Source organism: Mesorhizobium sp. B2-8-5 (genome assembly GCF_006440675.2).
Classification (GTDB): Bacteria; Pseudomonadota; Alphaproteobacteria; order Rhizobiales; family Rhizobiaceae; genus Mesorhizobium.
This window is the reverse complement of sequence record NZ_CP083951.1, coordinates 6,208,032-6,225,915: the sequence shown is the minus strand read 5'-3', so window position 1 is coordinate 6,225,915 and position 17,884 is coordinate 6,208,032. Positions and strand designations below refer to the sequence as shown.

Sequence of the window (17,884 nt, the reverse complement as noted above, 5' to 3'; positions counted from 1 at the left end):
AGAAAAATGCCGGCAGCAAGCAACAGCAAGCATATCGTGGTCGTGGGCGGCGGCATCATCGGCTGCTCCACCGCCTACCATCTGCTGAAGTCGGGTGTGAAGAACGTGACGCTCGTGGAGGCAACCGAGCCGGGCGCGGCAACGACCAGCGCCGGCGCCGGCTTCGTCTCGCATTGGTCCGCCGGCATGATTCCGGCCGGCGAGGAAGGCCTTCGCCTGCAACAATACGGTCTCGACTTCTACCGCATGCTGCATGAACTGGGTACCGAGATCGGCTACCGGCCGAACGGCACGCTGATCATGGCGCTCACGCCGCAGGGGCGCGAGGATTTCGTCATGCCGGTGCTCCGCTCACCCTATGCGCCGAAGGAGATGCAGGATCTGAACGCCGCGCAGATCGGCGAGAAGATGGGCGGGCTGGTCGATCCGGCGAAGGTTCATTCCGGCGCCTACAACCCGCATGGCATCCAGCTCGATACCAAGCTCGCGCTCGGCGTGCTGGTCAACGAGATCAAGAAGCTCGGCGGCGTCGTGCGCGACAGGACCAGGGTCCTGAAGATCGAGGACGCCGGCGGCAAGGTCACGCTGGAAACCGACCGCGATAGCATCGAGGCCGATGGCGTGGTCGTGGCGGCCGGCGCTTGGAACAACGAGGTCCTCGCCAGCCTCGACTGGCACCTGCCGCTGCTGCGGGTGCTGGCCACGCGCGTGGTCACCGACGATCGAGGCCTGCCCTCGACGCTGCCGACCATCCAGTGCCGCGAGTTGCGGCTTTGGCTGCGCGAAACCTTTGGCGCGATCATGTGGGGCACGGGCAGCCACTACACGCCGATGCATCGCCTGGAGGAGAACGACCTCGAACCCGGCCAGCCGCACAACCGCGAGCTGATGCAGTCCATGGTCGATCACCAGATGGGCAAGCTGCAGGAAGTCTTCCCGCCGCTCCGCGGCTCGCAGGTCGCGAACTGGTCGCAGGGCATCCCCTGCTACACGCCGGACGTTGGCTTGATGGTCGGGCATGTGCCGGGCCACGCGAACATCGTCGTCGCGGGTGGCGACAACGAGACCGGCGTCAGCCATGGACCGGGCCTCGGCAGGCTGGCCACCGAGATCCTGCTGGACACGCCTCGCTTGGTCGATCCGGCGCGCTTCAGGGTCGACCGCTACGCGCGCGATGCCTTCCCGAGCGAGGAAGATGTCGAGGCCTCGATGCCCGCATGGAGCGCGCGCCACGGCGCCAGGCGTTTCGCCACCGCCGCCGAATGAGACCAGCGGCAGGTCAGCGGGTCGTCGCGCTGTCGAGCAGGGCTTGCGCCACCATCTGTTCGGTCGGCGTCGTCTTCCTGCGGGTGACGATGTAGAACGCATCGGCATGGCGGCGCGGAGTCCTGGTCAACCGCACCAATTGCCCGAGCCTGAGCTGCTCTTCGACGAAGCCGGCCCAGGCGAGCGCCGCGCCCCGGCCGGCTATCGCCTCATGCATCATCGACAGATAGCTGGAGAATGTCGGACCGGGCAGGCTCCGCGTAGTGCCGATCCAGGATCTCCAATTGTCGATCGCATCTTCGGGAGCTGCGAGATGCAGCAGCGGCACGTCGAGGAAGGATGCCGGATCCTCCGAGGCCAGAGCAGGGTGCCGTTCGAGGAAGCCCGGCGAGCAGACGGGAAACCACTCCCCGTCGAACAGCTTGCGGGCGGCGAGGCCAGGCCAAAGCTCGGGGCGACCGAAGCGTATCGAAATCCCGACTTCCGGCCGGCCGAAATCGTCGGGATTGCTTGAGGTCAGCAGCGTGACACGGCCATGCGTGACGAGCGAGGTCACAAGGTCGAAGCGCGGCATCAGCCAAGCCTGGACGAGGTCGTAGCCGCTGGCGATGACGAGGGAATCGCGATCGGCCTCCTGCAGGCGCGCGACGGCGTCGCGGATCGTGCCCAGCCCGTCTCGTATCGCCTCGGCCAGCGCGGCGCCGTTTTCGGTCAGCGAGACGCGATTGCCCTTGCGGGCCAAAAGGTCCAGCGCGAGCCGCTTTTCCAGATTGGCGATGTGGCGCGACACGGCCGATTGCGCGATGGCAAGCTCCTCGGCGGCGGCCGTCAGGTTGCCGCGTCGCGCGGTCGCTTCGAATGCGACCATCGCGTTGAGCAAGGGAAGCGAGGCTTTGAGCGTCTTCATCGAGGATAAGGGTATTCCATGACTTTTCGAGATGGAAGCCTGCCAAATCCATGGTTGATGAGTGCCGCAATTCGCTGCAACCCTGATCAAAAGGCATTTGCCAGCCCCGGAGCCTGCCATGTATGCAAACGACAAGATGTTGTCCGGCCTCGATCGCGCGCGCGTGGTCAGGCTGATTGACGAGCATCGCAAGGACTGGTCGCTGCAGCAGGCCTTCTACCTCGACCCGGACATTTTCGCGCTCGAGCGCGAATTGTGGTTCCCTCGCCAATGGGTCATCGTCGCCCATTTGAGCGAAGTGCCGGAGAAGGGCAGTTACGTCATCCGTCAATTGTTCGACGAGGAGATCATCGTCGCCCGTCATGGCGATGGCGAGGATGATATTGCCGCCTACTACAACGTCTGCACCCATCGCGGCTCGCGCCTGTGCGTCAAGGATGGCCGCGGCAAGCTGCTGGTCTGCCCCTATCATGCCTGGTCCTTCCGGCTGACCGGTGAGTTGCAGACCCGGCGCGACCTGCCCGAAGGCGTCGATGGCGACAGCCTCGGACTGCACAAGGTGCCGACGAAGGTGATGGGTGGTCTGGTGATATGTGGCCTCGATGCCTCCAGCCTGCCTGACATCGAACCGGCGGCGGCCGGGCTGACGGATCTTCTGCGCGAGAACGGGGTCGCCAACGCGCGCATCGTCGCGCGCAAGAATTACCTGACCAAGGCGAACTGGAAGCTGGTGCTGGAGAATTTCCTCGAATGTTACCACTGCCGCCCGGCCCACCCCGAATATTTCCGCGTCAACGGCCATGTGAAGGTGACCGCCATGCGCGACGACTACAACGCCGCCGAATGGAGGCAGGAGATCGACGCCTGGCACAGCGTCATCGGCGACGCCGAGTTCCACAAGGGCGTGTGGGAGCCAGGCGACCTGGACACGATGCCCTACGCCATGCATCGCAAGCCGATCGGCTCGGGCCGCCTCACGCTTTCCGACGATGGCCAGCCGGTCTCGTGCCTGATGGGCGGGCGCGGCAAGTATGACGGCGGCGAGAACGGGTTCCGGATCGGCCGGCTTTCGTTCCTGAGCGCGCCCAACGACTATCTGACGATGTTCCAGATGGTTCCGCGCAACGCCAACGAAACCGACGTGATCCTGACCTGGCTCGTCGACAAGGATGCCGATCCGGCCGTGGACGCCGGCAAGATTTCTTGGATGTGGGACGTGACGACCGTCCAGGACAAGAAGATCACGGAAGACAACGCCGAAGGGATTGCCTCGCGCGCCTATCGCCCCGGGCCTTATACGCCGCTGGAGTCGCAGACCGCCTTTTTCATAGAGACCTATCTATCGCAGATGCGCACCCTGGTCACCGGCGAACGTAGGGAAGGGGACGAGGCTTGGGCTGCGCCGTCACAGCTCTATGCCTCGCCGCAAGCAGCCTGCAGGGCGCAAAAAAATGGCCAGGCCACATCCTAGATGTTGTGACCGCGATCCAAATGTGGGTTGTCGCCCCGCGATAGTCGCTCGCTGGCGGCAGGCCGACACGCGCGAACAATGGTCAGGAGCAGCCCTGTCGCCTTTATAGGCGTTTTCAGCCTGATCGTCGTTCCGTGATCCCTGCCGCACGTCTGCAGGCCACCCTCGATCTTATGCACGAAGTCGATAGCGTCGCGCGTCCCGCGGATGCAGCCGTCTCGGCCTGGTTTGGCGCCCGACGCTATATCGGCGACAAGGACCGTGGTCAGATTTTAGAGTCGCTCTATGCGCTCCGGCATCAAGGACGGCTTGGCTGGTGGCTGGTCAAGCATGGGCGCGAGGATATGCCCCGCACCCGGCTGCTGGCATGGCTCACGCCGAAGGAAGGCAGGACGCCCGATCAGATCAAACGCTTGTTCAATGGGGTGAAATTCGCGCCTGCCATCCTGATGGATCATGAGCACGCGCTGCTGGTCAAATTGCAGGGATGCACAATCGACCATCCCGGCATGCCGGAAGAGGTGCGCCTCGAGTGCCCGTCCTGGGCGGCCGATCCCCTACGGCGCCGTTTCAAGGAAGCGCATTCGTTCCAACCGAGCGCCGTCATCTCGGCGCGGTTCATCGACAGGAACGGCGCGCCCGTTCGGCATGAGGCCGGTGGCCGGTGGCGGAACGATTTCTTTTTGGGCGCTGGCTAGGGTTTCCATCGGCAACGTAGAGGACGCCGCCAAAGTGGATGGTTCGGTTCCCGAATATTACTCGCAACTCCGGCCCGGCGCAGCTTGACTGCCGCCGGTCGGGATACGTCGTTGCAGCAGTCCGAGTCGCCAATGCCATGGCACAGGTCGACCACAAAGTTCTGAATGACTGCTTTGCGACCGTCGGTGTCGACTTTCTGGTCCTCCGAGGTCGATTCTGGGAGCGGCTAGCGGTAAATATTGGGATAGTTCGTGTGTTTGCCGCTTTTTATCTTCTATTCCTTCGCCGTAGGTAGACCAGACGCGCTCTGATCGCGGGCCGGAAAGGTCAACTCATGACGCAACGGCGACTGACGTCTGCCGACGCGTGGACGACCGGTTTGCGCCTCAATGTCAGTCGTAGAGATCGACTTCGTAGGTTTCTGAAAGCAATTCTTGCCGGCAATTACTACGTGTCGTGGCAGCGCCAAAACAGCCGGCCTCCTGACGCGGCGGTCAGGCTTTCGGCCCCCAATGCGCCGCTCGCCTCTGTGAACGGGGTCGATTTCGCAGCTGGCTGCGACTGTGCTGCTAGCGCCGACTCGCGTCACGCGATGATGGCAGGCTTTTTCAACGTCTGGCTCGCGCCGGCTCCGTGTGCCGCGATCCGCTGAAGCTGCAATCCAGTCGCCGATCACCTACGGGCTTCTTCCGGCCGTCGCTGCGACGAGCGGGTCCGCCCGGCAACTCTTATCGGAGTCATCAATACCGGCATTCTTATAATGAATTGGCCGCATATGGAAAGACAACGAAAATAAACGAAACAGAATGACGACTGCGAGGAAATGAATGGCAGCGGAAACGACAGCAAAGGACATGCAATGGATACAGGCGATCCGCGTTGACAGCCTGCCCGTCGGCGACGCCACGCGCATAGAGCACGCCGGGGCGTGCATCGCAATCTTCAATCTCGGCGGCAGATTTTACGCGACAGCCGGCGTCTGCACTCATGCACACGCATTTCTTTCCGAGGGCTACATCGATGGCCAGACGATTGAGTGCCCGCTGCATCAGGGACTGTTCCATATCCCGACCGGCATGCCGCTTTCGCCGCCCGTCACCGAGCGACTGAAAACTTACGAAACCAAGGTGGCGGACGGCTACGTCCACATCCTGGTGGGAGGAGGAGACTAGCACTGACTTCTTCGGGACATATCCCGAGCTGAAACCAAAATATGGGAGGAAACCTAATGCTGAAACTATCACGCCGTTATCTCTTGAAGACGGCTGCGACACTGACCGTGCTTGCTGCCGCCCCGCTGGCAATCGCTCCGGCGGCCGCTGAGGAGTCGGTCCATTCCATCATCAACGCGCTCATCAAAAAGTATTCCGGCGAGGCGAAGGCCGGAATGTCGAATGGTGACGTGAGAGCGCTGTTCGAGAAAGATGGCTTTCGCGACTACCTCGACGTCTACCCTGTGGGCGAGCTCGCCGGCGGGTTCGTATGGAAGCCGGGCATGGGTGCGAGTTTTGTCGGCCCCTACAGCAAGCTTCAAATCAAGTCGCCTTTCACCGACTATCTGCCGCTTGCGGAAGGTCCGGTGCTGGATCACAACAAGAAGTACCGCATAGGGCTGGTCTTTCACGGCTTCAACCACCCTTGGCTGATCAGCCTCGCCGACACCGCCGCTTGGGAGGCCAAACGCCATCCCAACATCGAGCTCGAGGTGATTGACGCCGAGTTCGACGACAACAAGATGGGCCAGGTCATCGATACCTGGATCGCCAAGCAGTATGACGGCATCGTGCTTTGGCCTAACCGCGAAGCACCGATGGGGCCACCGGTCGATCGCGCCATCGCGGCTGGCATCCCGGTGGTGAGCCTCGATCGCCGCACTTCGTCCGAGCAGATCAGCTCGGAGGTGCTTGGCAACTTCTATGCCAACGGTCTGCAGCAAGGTCTCTATCTCAAGCATGCTGCACCCGAGGGCAACATCATCTTCAATCGAAAGGATCTCGGCAGCACGGCGGACTCCATCCGCACCGGCGCCTTCCTGGAGGCGATCGGCAACACACCTGGCTACAAGGTGCTCGCCAACTATCACACCAACAGCCAGCGCACGCTGGCCTTCAAGTCGACGGCGGATGCGCTGCAGGCCTTCCAAGACATCTCGGTGTCGTTCAACACCGGCGGCGAGGAAGCCATGGGCGCGCTCGACGCAATCCGCGAGGCAAACCGGCTGAACAGCGCCCCGGGCGGGAAGAAGATGATGATCCTCGCCAATGACGATGCCCGTGAGGTGCTGAAGGAAATCAAGGCCGGCAACATCGAGATGGTGTCGCCCTACACACCGCTGATCGGCGACATCGGCATCCGCGCCGTTGTCATGCATATCGGCGCCAAGGCAGGCCTCAACGAAGCGCTGCCGAAGCTCATCATGACGCCCAACCTGCCGATGATCACTAAGGAGAAGATGAACATTGAGGGCATCGAGACGCTGACACCGGACGAGTGGCCTTATGCCTACGGTCCGGCAGTCGCGGGCTGATCGCCAGCCCCCATGCGCCTGCCGGATTCTCTGGTGAGGACCGGCAGGCGTTGACCGAACAGGCAGGCGAGCACGTCATGACCATGAGTACTCTTGAAACCGAGGTTGCCTCACAGGCGCGGCCTTCCGACGCCTTGCGGCACCTAGGCGTTGGCGAGATGAGCCGCGTCGCGGTGTTGATCGCCCTGCTTATTGCGGGGCAGGCGATCACACCGTCCTTTCTGTCCCTCGCCAACATCCATGTCATACTTCTCGCCGTGGCCGCGATCGGCATCATGGCCTACGGAATGACACTAGTGGTGATCACCGGAGAGATCGACTTGTCTATCGCCGGGGTCGCAATACTATCCTGCGTCGCCGGCGGGCTACTGATCCCGACCGGCTCCGCAGTGCTCGTCATCGGCACCACTTTGTTGACGGGGCTGGCCATCGGCCTGGTCAACGGCATTCTCGTCGCAGCATTGGGCATTCCTTCGCTGATAACCACGCTCGGCATGCTCGGCATCACCCGCGCGCTCGCCAACATCTTCTCAGGCGGTCAGGCGCTCTATCCCGAACCGATCGCCGCCTATCTCTGGCTCGGCCGCGGCGACCTTGTCGGCGTTCCGCTGCCGATCGTGCTGCTCGTAGTGCTTTGCGCAGCTGCGATCGCGCTCACCAAATATTCGATCTTCGGACGCGCACTTTACGCGACCGGCGGCAACGTCAAAGCAGCCGCTTTGTCCGGCATCAATGTTGTCGGCGTGCGCACCGCCGTGTTCGCGATTTCCGGCATCTGTGCTGCGCTTGCCGGCATGCTTGAAAGCGCCAGGCTGTCCTACATCAATCCGGCCGGCTTCGAAGGCATGGAGCTTTCGGTTTTGGCGGTCACCGTGCTGGGAGGCGCGGCGCTGTCCGGCGGCTCGGGCTCGATAACCGGTACGGTTGTGGCCGCCCTGATCATCGGCATCGTCAACAATCTTCTCAATCAGCTCGGTGTCAGCATCTATCTGCAGCAGGTCGTGACCGCGGCAGTCATCCTCGCCGTCGTGATACCTGGCATGTGGCAGCGGGGGATCGCGAAATGAGCGTCCTGGAACTCTCCACCCCGCGCGTCGCGCCCTTGCTGCAGGGGGCGCTGCGTGATCCCATCATCTGGCTGATCCTGCTGATCTTCGCTGTCGGCGCGCTAACCTCCGAGTATTACCTCACCGCGCTCAACATCGAGAACCTCATGCGCAGCATCGCTGTCATCGGCCTGTTGTCACTCGGCATGACGGTGGTGCTGCTCACCGGCCGCATCGATCTGTCGGTCGCGGCGCTGATGATCTTTTCGGTCATTGTCGGCGTGGTCGTCATGGCCGAGATCGGCCCAATGCTGGGAAGCCGTTGGCTGGTGCGCGGCAACACCTATGCCGGCCCGATCGTCCCGGTCATTTTGATCGCGCTGACGACGGGCATCGCGGTCGGCGCGCTCAACGGCATTGGCGTGGCGTATTTCAAGGTCGCGTCCTTCATCATGACGCTGGTGTCGCTGACGGCCTTGCGCGGCTTCAATTACGTACTCACCAATGGCCACCCCTATTATCTCAAGGCACCGCTCTACAGCTGGATCGGCGATAGCAAGATAGTCGGCATCCCGGTCAGTTTCGTTATCTTCCTTCTCGTTCTTCTTGCTCTCATGGGCTTCGTAAATGGCAGCATGCGGGGCGGCCGCTTCTACGCTATAGGCGGCAACGAAAAAGCCGCGCTCTATGCCGGCGTCAAGACGCAGCGCTACGTGGTCCTGGCCTATGCCATCAGCGGATTGTGCGCCGCCCTTGCCGGCATCATCTTCACCGCACGGCTGAAGTCGGTCGATGCGCCGCTCGCTGCCGGTTATGAATTGACTGCCATTGCCATTGCTGTCATCGGCGGCACGGCGCTGGCTGGAGGCATCGGATCGCCTTGGCGTACGCTGCTGGGCAGCATTGCGTTTGCCGCCGGCCTCAACCTGCTCGCCATCTGGGGCGTCGGGACCTGGTACCAGAACCTCGCCATTGGCGTTGTTCTCATCCTATCGGTCGGCTTGTCGAAGATGAGCCGCAAGAAAACACAAGCATAGGCACTCTGGGAGGAGCGATTTATGGGCGGACATCTCACGCTCGGCATCGATATCGGCACGACCAACGTGAAGGCCGCGGTTCTGGACACCAATACCGGCAAGGTGGTGGCATCAGGCTCGCAGGAACATCCTCTGTTTCACCCGTTTCCCGGCTGGGCCGAACAGGATGCGTCGAATTACTGGGGCGCCGTGGTCTCGTCCGTAAGGCAATGTCTGGAGCAGGGCCGCTTCGCCGACGATATCGCGGCCGTGGCGCTTTCGGGCCTTGTCGGCGTAACGCTGCCCGTCAGCGATCAGGGTAAGCCGTTGCGTCAGGCCATGATCTGGATGGACTCCCGCTCCGAGGAAGAGTGCGAAGACATCCGCCGCAGCGTCGGCGAGGCGACCATCAACAAGAACAACGGCAACCGTATCGCGCCCTGGTTCATCGATCCCAAGGCGCTGTGGATCAAAAAGCACGAGCCGCACATCTTCAACGCCACGCACAAGTTCCTGTCGCCTTCCGGCTATTGCACCTACCGGATGTGCGGCAACTTCACGATGAACACCGGTGACGCCGGGCTCGCCTATGCCTACGAATATCGTGAGGAGCGCTGGAACGAGTCTGTCGCAAGGGCGATCGGCATTCCGCTCGAGAAGCTGCCGCGGCTCTACCAATCCCATGAAGTGGTGGGCGAGGTGACCAGGCAGGCGGCCGAGGAGACGGGACTGCGTCCCGGCACCATAGTCGCGGCAGGCGGCACTGACATCAGTTCGGCAGCCCTTGGCGTTGGCGTCACCAAAGCCGGTGAGGCCTACTACTCCATGGGCACGGGTTCCAACCTCGGCATCATGATCCCGACCGGGCAGAACGTCGAGGAATACCGCATCCTGAAATGGCCGCACGTGCTGCCCGGCCTGACCATGTTCGATGGCCCGATGGCCTTTACCGGCGCGTCGTTGAAATGGTTCCGCGATCAGTTCGGCGATGCCGAATTCCGTCTGGCCGAGCGCATGGGCCACAATGTCTTCGACCTTTTCACCGAGCAGGCGAAGCGCGTGCCGGCTTGTTCCGACGGCCTGCTTTATCTGCCATACCTCGGCAACACGCTGTCGCCCAATTGGAACAGCAATGCCTGCGGCAACTTCTTCGGCGTGCGTCCAACGACGACACGGGCGCATTTCATCCGGGCGCTGATCGAGGGCGTCGCCTTCGACCTTTATTCCAACGTCCGCACCGCCAACGCGGCCGGCGTCAAGGTCGATGGTTTGATCCTGAACGGAGGTCCGACGAAGAGCCGGTTCTGGAACCAGATCACCGCCAGCGTGGTGAACCTGCCGTTGAAGACGCCAGACATCGGCGAGGCCGCTCCGATCGGTGATGCTGTCCTGGCCGGCGTCGCAGCCGGGATCTACAAATCGCCAACCGAGCCTCTTGAAAGCATCGTCCGCATCAAGGAGACGATCGATCCTGATCCGAAACTGCACGAGCGTTACCAGGATTTCTTCGAAGTATGGTCGTCGGTCTATCAGAACCTGCGCGGAGACATGGATCGCCATCGCGCGCTTCTCAACAAGTATCATTCGGCTTGATCGCAATGAGCGCCCCACTGCTCGAGGTCCAATCGATCCGCAAGACATATCCCGGCGTCATTGCACTCTCCGACGTGACCTTCGATCTGAAGGCCGGCGAAGTTCATGCCCTGGTCGGCGAGAACGGCGCCGGCAAGTCGACGCTGCTGTCGGTCATGAATGGCCTCGTCGCGCCCGACAGCGGCGAAATCAGGATCGGCGGCCAGCCCGTGGTCCTCAACGATCCCACGGTGGCGCTCGCCAACCGGCTGGCGCTGGTCCACCAGGAACTGGTGCTATGTCCGAACCTGAGCGTCGCCGAGAACATCTTTCTCGGCCGTGAACCGGCCGGTCGTCTCGGCAAGACACGCGCTATGCTCAACCGCATGGCGAAGGACCTGCTCGATGAAATTCATGTCAACCTTGATCCTTCGCGGGCGGTCGGCGAACTCAGCCTCAACGAGCAGCAGATCGTCGAGATATGCCGCGCCTTGGCGAGCCGTCCGCGCGTCCTCGTCTTCGACGAGCCGACCGCCTCGCTGAACGATGACCAGGTCGTGCATCTGCTTGCCATCATTCGCAAGCTGAAGGCCAACGGTCTCGGCATCGTCTACGTCTCGCACCGGTTGAGCGAGGTGGTGCAGATTTCGGATCGCGTCACCGTGCTCCGCGACGGCCATGTCGTCGCCACCCGGGATATAGCCGGCTTGAACGAGGCTGCTCTTGTCACGTTGATGGTCGGGCGTGAACACAAGCCGGGTCAGTCCGCCTACAAGGAGAGGCGCTGTGGCGACGTCGCGCTGGAGGCGAAGGGGATCGGCAAGGCCGGGGTCTTCGAGGATATTTGCCTGCAGGTGCGGGCCGGCGAGATCGTCGGCATCGCCGGATTGCTGGGCTGCCAGCGCGAGGCCGTCGTGCGCGCGATCTTCGGCGACCAGTCTATCGATCGCGGCGAGATCCGCGTTCAGGGACGCAAGGTGCAACTGCGCTCTCCGCGTGACGCCATCGCCTTCGGCATCGGCTTCATGCCCGCCGATCGCAAAGGTGAGGGCCTCGTCCTGCCGATGAGCGTCGGCGACAATATCGCAATGACGATCCTGCGCCGACTCGGCCGCCTCGGCTTCATGAAACGCCGGCAAAGAAACGCGACGGCCAACGGCCTGGTGCGCACATTGGCAATCAAGACCAACGGCCTGGCGCAACTGGCGTCGCAACTCTCTGGCGGGAACCAGCAGAAGATCGTCATCGGCAAATGGATCGCACGCGGCGGCGACATCGTGATCGCCGAGGACCCGACCCGCGGCGTCGATGTGGGCGCCAAGTTCGAGATATGGCGCGCAATCCAGGACCTGGCAGAACAGGGCAAGGCAATCCTGCTGCTGACCACTGAGCTGCAGGAGATGATGGATGCCTGCGACCGCATCCTCGTCATGAGCCGCGGTCGAGTGACCGGACATTTTCACCGCAAGGACTTCTCCGCGGAAGCAATCGCGCATTGCTTCGTGGCCTAGCGCCGAAGCGATAACGCCATAGGAACAATGAATTTTTCTTCGATGTCGCGACCCGTTAGACCTGTCGCGACAATGCGCAATCTGAAGGAGGATCGGCATGCAAGGCGATAATTCCGCGAGCTATGCTGGGATCGGTGGCATCGGCAGCAAGATATGGCCGCTGACGGGACCGGAGATCATTTCACGCGACAAGCTGAAGACGCTTCGCACGCGGTCCAATGGACCGGGGCTGATCAGATTGGCAGTCCATCTTACGGCCCTGGCCCTCGGCGTGCTCGCCGTCTACCTCTCGGGTGGAACACCGTGGCTGCTGATACCTTCGATGCTCGCTTACGGCATCGTCGTCGTGCTGCTGTTCGCGCCCTTGCATGAATGCTCGCACGGCACCGCTTTCCATTCGCGATGGATCAACCACGCCGTCGGTTTTGCGGTCGCAGCCTTCACCTTCCGTCCCTTTCTCTACTTCAAATACAGGCATGCCGCCCACCATACGTTCACCCAGCACGAGGACCATGATCCGGATATCGTGCCGTTCCCGACATCGCTTCGCGACTATTTCGGGCAGATAGTCGGCCTCTCCTTCTGGCCGAAGCTGGTCGGTACGCTGTGGCGCGGCACGACCGGGCGCTTCACCGAGGAAGAGCGTGAGTTCCTGCCGGAATCGGTCTGGAAGCAGGTGATGCTGGAGATTCGGCTGCTCGTCCTCTTCTATGTCGCCGTCGCCGCCGTCTCGATCTATTTCGGCAGCACGATCGCGCTGGCCTATTGGCTGCTGCCCCGGGTGATGGGCGAGCCGGTGCTGCGCGCCATCCGCATGGCCGAGCACACCGGCGCCGAGGAAAGTCCGAACCTGCTTGCCAATACCAGGACCACGCTCGCGAACCCGTTGCTCAGGATGCTCTACTGGAACATGCCGTTCCATGCGGAGCACCACCTCGCTTCCTCTGTGCCGTTTCATGCGCTGGGCCGGCTTCATGACGAGGTCTCGCCGCATCTTCAATGTGTCAGCAAGAGCTACTTCCAGGTGCATCGCGAGATCATCCGCGAGGTGCTGCGCAGTGGCCGCGCCACGCCTGCCGGGCAGGGGGCCTGAACGGCGTGGCAGGCCCAGGGAGAACGACCGGGGTTGTGATCGTCGGCGCAGGACACGCCGGCGGTCGCGTCGCGGAAAGGTTGCGGCACGGCGGCTTTGTCGGGCCGATCGACGTGGCCGGGGTCGAAACGGAGCTGCCCTACGAGCGGCCGCCTTTGTCCAAGGGCGTGCTGACGTCAGCCGGCGTCCCGGCAAATGCCTATCTGCTATCGCCGGCACGGTGGAACGAGATCGGCGTCCGGTTCCATCTGGGCGCTGAAGCGATGGGCATCGACCGGCGAGAGAAGATCGTGGCTCTCTCTAACGGCCGCAGCCTCTCCTACCGGAAACTGGTTTTGGCCACGGGATTGTCGCCCCGCAGGATCCGATCGCTTGAGCCTGTCGCGGCACGCACCTTCTATCTTCGCTCGTTCTCGGATGCGCTCGCGCTACGCGGCCGCATCGTGGCTGGCGCTCGGTTGGTGCTTGTCGGGGCGGGGCTGATCGGCCTGGAGGTCGCCGCAAGCGCGGTCAAACTCGGCGCGGCGGTGACGGTTCTGGAAGCCGCCGGGCGCCCGTTGAGCCGACTGCTTCCGCCTTATCTTTCACAATGGCTCGCCGATCTCCATGAACGGGCAGGCGTACGCATTCTCTGTGATCGGCAAGTCGTTTCGTCCGAGACGCTGGACGCCGCAGGGCACCTCCATCTCGATGACGGATCGATGCTGGAGGCCGACCTTGTCGTTGTGGGCATCGGCGGCACGCCGAACGACCGGATTGCCGGCGAAGCAGACCTGCATGTCGACAACGGCATTGTCGTCAATGAATTTGGGCAGACCAGCGATCCCGACATATTCGCAGCGGGCGATGTCGCGGCTCATGAGAACCATTTCTTCGGTCAGCGCTGGCGGTTGGAGTCGTGGAAGAATGCGGAAGACCAAGCGGCCGTCGTTGCGTCATATCTGTGCGGCAGTCCATCCCCTTACAGCGAGGTGCCCTGGTTTTGGACGGATCAATACGACCTCAACTTACAAGTGGCAGGGATGCCAGGCATCGGAGAGCCGGCGTATGAACGTGGCAAACCGGGCGATCGTGCCTATCTCGCATATTTTACGGCGGGCGACCGGCTGGTCGGCGCGGTCGGGGTCGGATGCGGCCGCGACATCCGCATCGCGCGCGAGATGATCAAGGCCGGCGCAAGGCCAGACGACGCCGAACTCATTCGCAAGGGCTTTGCGCGCTTCGGCGATGAACTCGGCAGGCAGGCGTCATGATCCGTTCACGCGCCGCGATCTGCTTCGAGATCCACAAGCCGCTAGCGATAGCAGAAGTGCAGGTTGCGCCGCCCGGTCACGGCGAAGCGCTCGTAGAGATCGTCGCCTCGGGCCTTTGTCACACGGACCTCACCGCGCTCGATGGCGTCAACGCGACCAGCGTCTATCCTCTCATTCCCGGACATGAGGGCGCAGGGCGAGTGGTCGAGGTGGGCGATGGAGTCTACGATCTCAAGCCGGGCGACCATGTCATTCCGCTCTATGGCCCGGAATGCAGGCATTGCCGCATGTGCAGGAGCGGGCGGACCAATCTTTGCTGGACCATCAAGCCGACGCGCGACAAGGGCGTCATGCCGGATGGAACTTCGCGCTTCTCGATCGAATCGCGACCGGTGCACCATTTCATGGGCACCTCGACGCTTTCCCGCTATACGGTCGTCCCTGAAATTGCGCTGGCGAAGATCCGCAAGGATGCGCCGCTGGACAAGGTCTGCCTGTTCGGCTGCGGCGTCACCACGGGCGTCGGCGCGGCGCTGGCCGAGGTCCGCGAGGGCGACGCTGTTGCCGTCTTTGGGCTGGGCGGCATTGGCATCAATGTTGTGCAGGGGGCGCGGCTTGCCGGCGCCGCAAGGATCATCGGCATCGACCTGACGCACAGCAAGTCCGAACTCGCGCGCTCCTACGGCATGACCGACTTTGTCGATGCGTCACGCGAGGACGCCAAAGTCGTGCAGGCGGTTCGCGATCTCACTGACGGCGGCGTCGATGTCGCATTCGAATGTACGGGCATCGTGCCGGTCATGCGGCAGGCCTTCGACTGCTCCCAGCCGGCCTGGGGCGCCGCTGTGTTGCTCGGTGTCGAGCCGCCCGGCGCCGAAATGGGATTCCCGCCGGTTGGCGTCCGCTATGGCCGCACGATCCGCGGCAGTTATTTCGGTGGCGTCAAAGGACGCAGCGGGCTGAGCAAGCTGATTGATTGTTACATGGACGGCCGGCTCGATCTGGATCGGCAGATCACACACAACCTGGCGCTCAGTGAGGTCAATCGCGGCTTCGACCTGATGCGAGCGGGAGAGTCGGTGCGCAGCATCGTTCTCTTCGAATGAATGGCGCGAATTCCAACAAGGAACATGGCTATGTCTTCCGCGACCGTCATCCGGAAAGAACGGACGTCTATAGACGTTTCGACGAGACGAGCGCCGCTGCCCGCAGCTCACTGACATGCCGGCGCAACGTCGCCTATGGCGCGCATCCGCGTGAAGTGTTCGACCTGTTTGCGGCTGGCGCGGGTGCGCCGCTGGTGGTTTTCGTACATGGCGGCTACTGGCAGAGCCTCGACAAGGACCGTTATTCCTTTGTCGCCTCGGCGCTCGTTCGCCGCGGCTTCTCCGTGGCGCTGCCAAACTATCCGCTGGCGCCTGAGACCCGTATCGACGCGATCGTTGCACGCGTCGGGGCCTGCGTGCAGGCGATTTTGCGAACCCTTGCAGCGCCCCCGGCTTTCTGGATCGCGAGCGGCCATTCCGCCGGCGGTCATCTTGCTGCCACACTCGCGATGAGAAGCCTCACGGCAGGCGCGCCGCTGGCGGGCTGCGTTCCGATCAGCGGCATCTTCGATGTCGAGCCGCTGGCAGAGACGTCACTCAACGCGGCGCTTGGGCTCGATCGCGAGCGGGCCGCAAGGATCAGCCCGATCCGCTGGCCGGTGCCGCGTTGTCGGCTCGCGGCCATCGTCGGCACAGACGAGACCCAGGAGTTCCGCGAGCAGTCGCGGCAGTTCTCTTCCTATTGGAGCGGCTCGGGCCAGCACGCCGAACTGGTTCCGATGCGCGGAAAAAACCACTATACGATATTGTGCGATCTGTTGGAGGAACGCTCGGAAATCGCTGAACAAATCGTGCGGATGGCTGAAGCCTTTCGCAGGGAGACAGGCCGTGGGCGGCACTAACAAGCTTCATTTCGTCAATTTCAGCCAGCTGCGTTCCTTCTACGCGGTGGGTCGCGAGCTTAGCTTCACAAAGGCAGCCGATCTGCTCTGCATCGGCCAACCGACCGTGACCACCCAGGTCAAAGCGCTTGAAGAGACTTATGATGTTCAGCTCTTCTTGCGCTCGCCGCGCGGCTTGAAACTGACGGACGCGGGAGAAGCTCTTCTGACAGTGGCGCGCCAGATATTCTCGCTGGAGGAGCAGGCCGTCGGCATCTTGCGTGCCGAAGGCAATCAGATTTCGGGCAAGTTGCGCGTCGGCACGGTGGGCCCGTTCTTCGTCATGGAACTTCTCTCCGCGTTCCATGCTCAATACCCCTTAGTGCAGGTCTCGCTCGAAAGCGGCAATTCCGACGTCGTCTATAACAAGCTCATGAATTACGAGGTGGATGTCGCCATCATCGGCCGGGACTACGACGACCCGCGTCTTGATCTCGTTCAGCTTGGCCGCCATGAGGTCATCATCTTCGTCCACCGCAATCATCCGTGGGCAGGCCGGCAGCAGATCGATCTCGAGGAACTCGATGGGCAACGGATGATTTTTCGCGAACCCGGTTCGATGACCCGTCGGGCGTTGGAGGAGATGCTGGAATTGCATCGGATCCGACCAAACGTGGTCATGGAGATCCCGCGCGATGGTGTTCGGGAAGCGGTCGCGGCAGGCTTGGGTGCCGGCATTGTGTCAAAGACCGAGTTCCAGCTCGACGACCGGTTGACGCCATTGTCGATCGCAGATCACAAGCCATTCACCGAGTCATTCGCAACGTGCCTGAAGGCACGTCAAGAACTTCGTCCAATCGGGGCCTTCATGAAGCTTGTGACGGAAGTTTCAAATCTGAAGTTCAACCAAATGGTTGCCGCCGTCCTCTGAAGGGAACGAATCTCAACCAGAGGCGCTAGGATCACAGATCCTTCAGGCTATCGGCGAAAGTGGCGGCGTCGCTGGAGGGCCAGTCCACAACGAATCGGGTCACGGAATTAGTCGCCCGGATTTCATGTGCCGGAATGGGTTCTGTCGCAACTCGAGGCTAGGGTCACATGGGAGCTTTGTACGCCCCGCTCAAGCGGCGAGGATGTTCGAATTGCTCAGTGATTGATAGGCTTGGATTGAAGGCAAATTCGCGCGTCGTTTACGCATCATGTGAACCGCCTCGATACGGGAAAGAATGGCCTCGGCGCTTATATCTGACATCTCGCGCACCTCGGAAAGCCCAGCCTGCTTTCCGATGGTGACACAGGATCGCAGGCCGGACCATACACTATTTGAGGGACCATTGCGGTTGGGATAGTGCTTCCGCAGGGTGTGAACCGCAAGGTCGCGTCAAAGCTGGTTCTAACCGTACACAAAGTCCGCCTAGTCTAGCACCCGCGCCTAAGGTACTGCGCCCGACAACATTAGAACGATGCCAACCGCTATCATTAGCAGGCCTACAGCACCGTCGCAGAAGATTCCAGGCAGGAATTCCGACGCTCCGAAATACCAGTATCCATGGCCGTCCCTTTTTGCAGAACTTGACGCACACAACCTCAGAACGG

The 17,884-nt window shown here is 62.1% G+C and carries 15 protein-coding genes; 14 read left to right on the top strand and 1 reads right to left on the bottom strand.

The features are described 5' to 3' along the window. Window positions 1-6 precede the first annotated feature (6 nt). Window positions 7-1,266 carry an NAD(P)/FAD-dependent oxidoreductase gene (locus FJ430_RS30540; protein WP_140706127.1) on the top strand — a complete coding sequence of 420 codons (1,260 nt, stop codon included), beginning with the start codon at window positions 7-9 and terminating at the stop codon, window positions 1,264-1,266. A 13-nt stretch (window positions 1,267-1,279) separates the two neighbouring features. On the opposite strand, the gene FJ430_RS30535 is transcribed toward FJ430_RS30540, so the two are convergent. After that, window positions 1,280-2,173: a LysR family transcriptional regulator gene (locus tag FJ430_RS30535; RefSeq protein ID WP_140706124.1), complete on the bottom strand. Its 894-nt coding sequence runs from the start codon at window positions 2,171-2,173 to the stop codon at window positions 1,280-1,282. Between the two features lie 118 nt (window positions 2,174-2,291). On the opposite strand from FJ430_RS30535, the gene FJ430_RS30530 reads away from it, so the two are divergent. From FJ430_RS30530 to FJ430_RS30470, 13 genes are all read left to right on the top strand, one after another. Further along, the gene (locus FJ430_RS30530) at window positions 2,292-3,644 is read left to right on the top strand and encodes an aromatic ring-hydroxylating oxygenase subunit alpha (RefSeq protein ID WP_140706122.1); all 1,353 of its coding nucleotides are present in this window, start codon (window positions 2,292-2,294) and stop codon (window positions 3,642-3,644) included. Window positions 3,645-3,778: 134 nt separating this feature from the next. Further along, window positions 3,779-4,342: a hypothetical protein gene (locus tag FJ430_RS30525; RefSeq protein ID WP_181175411.1), complete on the top strand. Its 564-nt coding sequence runs from the start codon at window positions 3,779-3,781 to the stop codon at window positions 4,340-4,342. An 828-nt stretch (window positions 4,343-5,170) separates the two neighbouring features. Next, complete coding sequence (locus FJ430_RS30520) at window positions 5,171-5,515, top strand: non-heme iron oxygenase ferredoxin subunit (protein WP_210242093.1); 345 nt, start codon at window positions 5,171-5,173, stop codon at window positions 5,513-5,515. Window positions 5,516-5,571: 56 nt separating this feature from the next. Further along, window positions 5,572-6,870 (top strand): sugar ABC transporter substrate-binding protein, encoded by a 1,299-nt coding sequence (locus tag FJ430_RS30515; protein WP_181175409.1) that lies wholly within the window; start codon window positions 5,572-5,574, stop codon window positions 6,868-6,870. Between the two features lie 77 nt (window positions 6,871-6,947). Further along, a complete protein-coding gene (locus tag FJ430_RS30510) occupies window positions 6,948-7,937 on the top strand; it encodes an ABC transporter permease (protein WP_140706118.1) in 990 nt (329 codons plus the stop codon). Then, complete coding sequence (locus tag FJ430_RS30505) at window positions 7,934-8,953, top strand: ABC transporter permease (protein WP_140706116.1); 1,020 nt, start codon at window positions 7,934-7,936, stop codon at window positions 8,951-8,953. The genes FJ430_RS30510 and FJ430_RS30505 overlap by 4 nt, the downstream gene beginning before the upstream one ends. A 21-nt stretch (window positions 8,954-8,974) precedes the next feature. Beyond that, window positions 8,975-10,525 (top strand): xylulokinase, encoded by a 1,551-nt coding sequence (locus FJ430_RS30500; RefSeq protein ID WP_140706114.1) that lies wholly within the window; start codon window positions 8,975-8,977, stop codon window positions 10,523-10,525. A gap of 5 nt (window positions 10,526-10,530) precedes the next feature. Further along, entirely contained in the window at window positions 10,531-12,015 is a 1,485-nt protein-coding gene (locus FJ430_RS30495; RefSeq protein WP_181175407.1) for a sugar ABC transporter ATP-binding protein, read from the top strand. 97 nt (window positions 12,016-12,112) lie between these two features. Then, window positions 12,113-13,108 carry a fatty acid desaturase gene (locus FJ430_RS30490; protein ID WP_140706110.1) on the top strand — a complete coding sequence of 332 codons (996 nt, stop codon included), beginning with the start codon at window positions 12,113-12,115 and terminating at the stop codon, window positions 13,106-13,108. Between the two features lie 80 nt (window positions 13,109-13,188). After that, a complete protein-coding gene (locus FJ430_RS30485; protein WP_413467814.1) occupies window positions 13,189-14,361 on the top strand; it encodes an NAD(P)/FAD-dependent oxidoreductase in 1,173 nt (390 codons plus the stop codon). Beyond that, window positions 14,361-15,467 (top strand): zinc-binding dehydrogenase, encoded by a 1,107-nt coding sequence (locus FJ430_RS30480; protein ID WP_181175438.1) that lies wholly within the window; start codon window positions 14,361-14,363, stop codon window positions 15,465-15,467. The genes FJ430_RS30485 and FJ430_RS30480 overlap by 1 nt, the downstream gene beginning before the upstream one ends. Further along, window positions 15,464-16,309 (top strand): alpha/beta hydrolase, encoded by an 846-nt coding sequence (locus tag FJ430_RS30475; RefSeq protein ID WP_140706104.1) that lies wholly within the window; start codon window positions 15,464-15,466, stop codon window positions 16,307-16,309. Before FJ430_RS30480 ends, FJ430_RS30475 begins: the two co-directional genes overlap by 4 nt. Next, a complete protein-coding gene (locus FJ430_RS30470) occupies window positions 16,296-17,219 on the top strand; it encodes a LysR substrate-binding domain-containing protein (protein ID WP_181175403.1) in 924 nt (307 codons plus the stop codon). Before FJ430_RS30475 ends, FJ430_RS30470 begins: the two co-directional genes overlap by 14 nt. Window positions 17,220-17,884: the final 665 nt, after the last annotated feature.

What these genes read in the sequence shown, in the direction of transcription:
- FJ430_RS30540 (WP_140706127.1), top strand. Translation starts at nt 7, where the DNA reads ATGCCGGCAGCAAGCAACAGCAAGCATATCGTGGTCGTGGGCGGCGGC.
- FJ430_RS30535 (WP_140706124.1), bottom strand. Translation starts at nt 2,173, where the DNA reads ATGAAGACGCTCAAAGCCTCGCTTCCCTTGCTCAACGCGATGGTCGCA.
- FJ430_RS30530 (WP_140706122.1), top strand. Translation starts at nt 2,292, where the DNA reads ATGTATGCAAACGACAAGATGTTGTCCGGCCTCGATCGCGCGCGCGTG.
- FJ430_RS30520 (WP_210242093.1), top strand. Translation starts at nt 5,171, where the DNA reads ATGGCAGCGGAAACGACAGCAAAGGACATGCAATGGATACAGGCGATC.
- FJ430_RS30515 (WP_181175409.1), top strand. Translation starts at nt 5,572, where the DNA reads ATGCTGAAACTATCACGCCGTTATCTCTTGAAGACGGCTGCGACACTG.
- FJ430_RS30510 (WP_140706118.1), top strand. Translation starts at nt 6,948, where the DNA reads ATGACCATGAGTACTCTTGAAACCGAGGTTGCCTCACAGGCGCGGCCT.
- FJ430_RS30505 (WP_140706116.1), top strand. Translation starts at nt 7,934, where the DNA reads ATGAGCGTCCTGGAACTCTCCACCCCGCGCGTCGCGCCCTTGCTGCAG.
- FJ430_RS30500 (WP_140706114.1), top strand. Translation starts at nt 8,975, where the DNA reads ATGGGCGGACATCTCACGCTCGGCATCGATATCGGCACGACCAACGTG.
- FJ430_RS30495 (WP_181175407.1), top strand. Translation starts at nt 10,531, where the DNA reads ATGAGCGCCCCACTGCTCGAGGTCCAATCGATCCGCAAGACATATCCC.
- FJ430_RS30490 (WP_140706110.1), top strand. Translation starts at nt 12,113, where the DNA reads ATGCAAGGCGATAATTCCGCGAGCTATGCTGGGATCGGTGGCATCGGC.
- FJ430_RS30475 (WP_140706104.1), top strand. Translation starts at nt 15,464, where the DNA reads ATGAATGGCGCGAATTCCAACAAGGAACATGGCTATGTCTTCCGCGAC.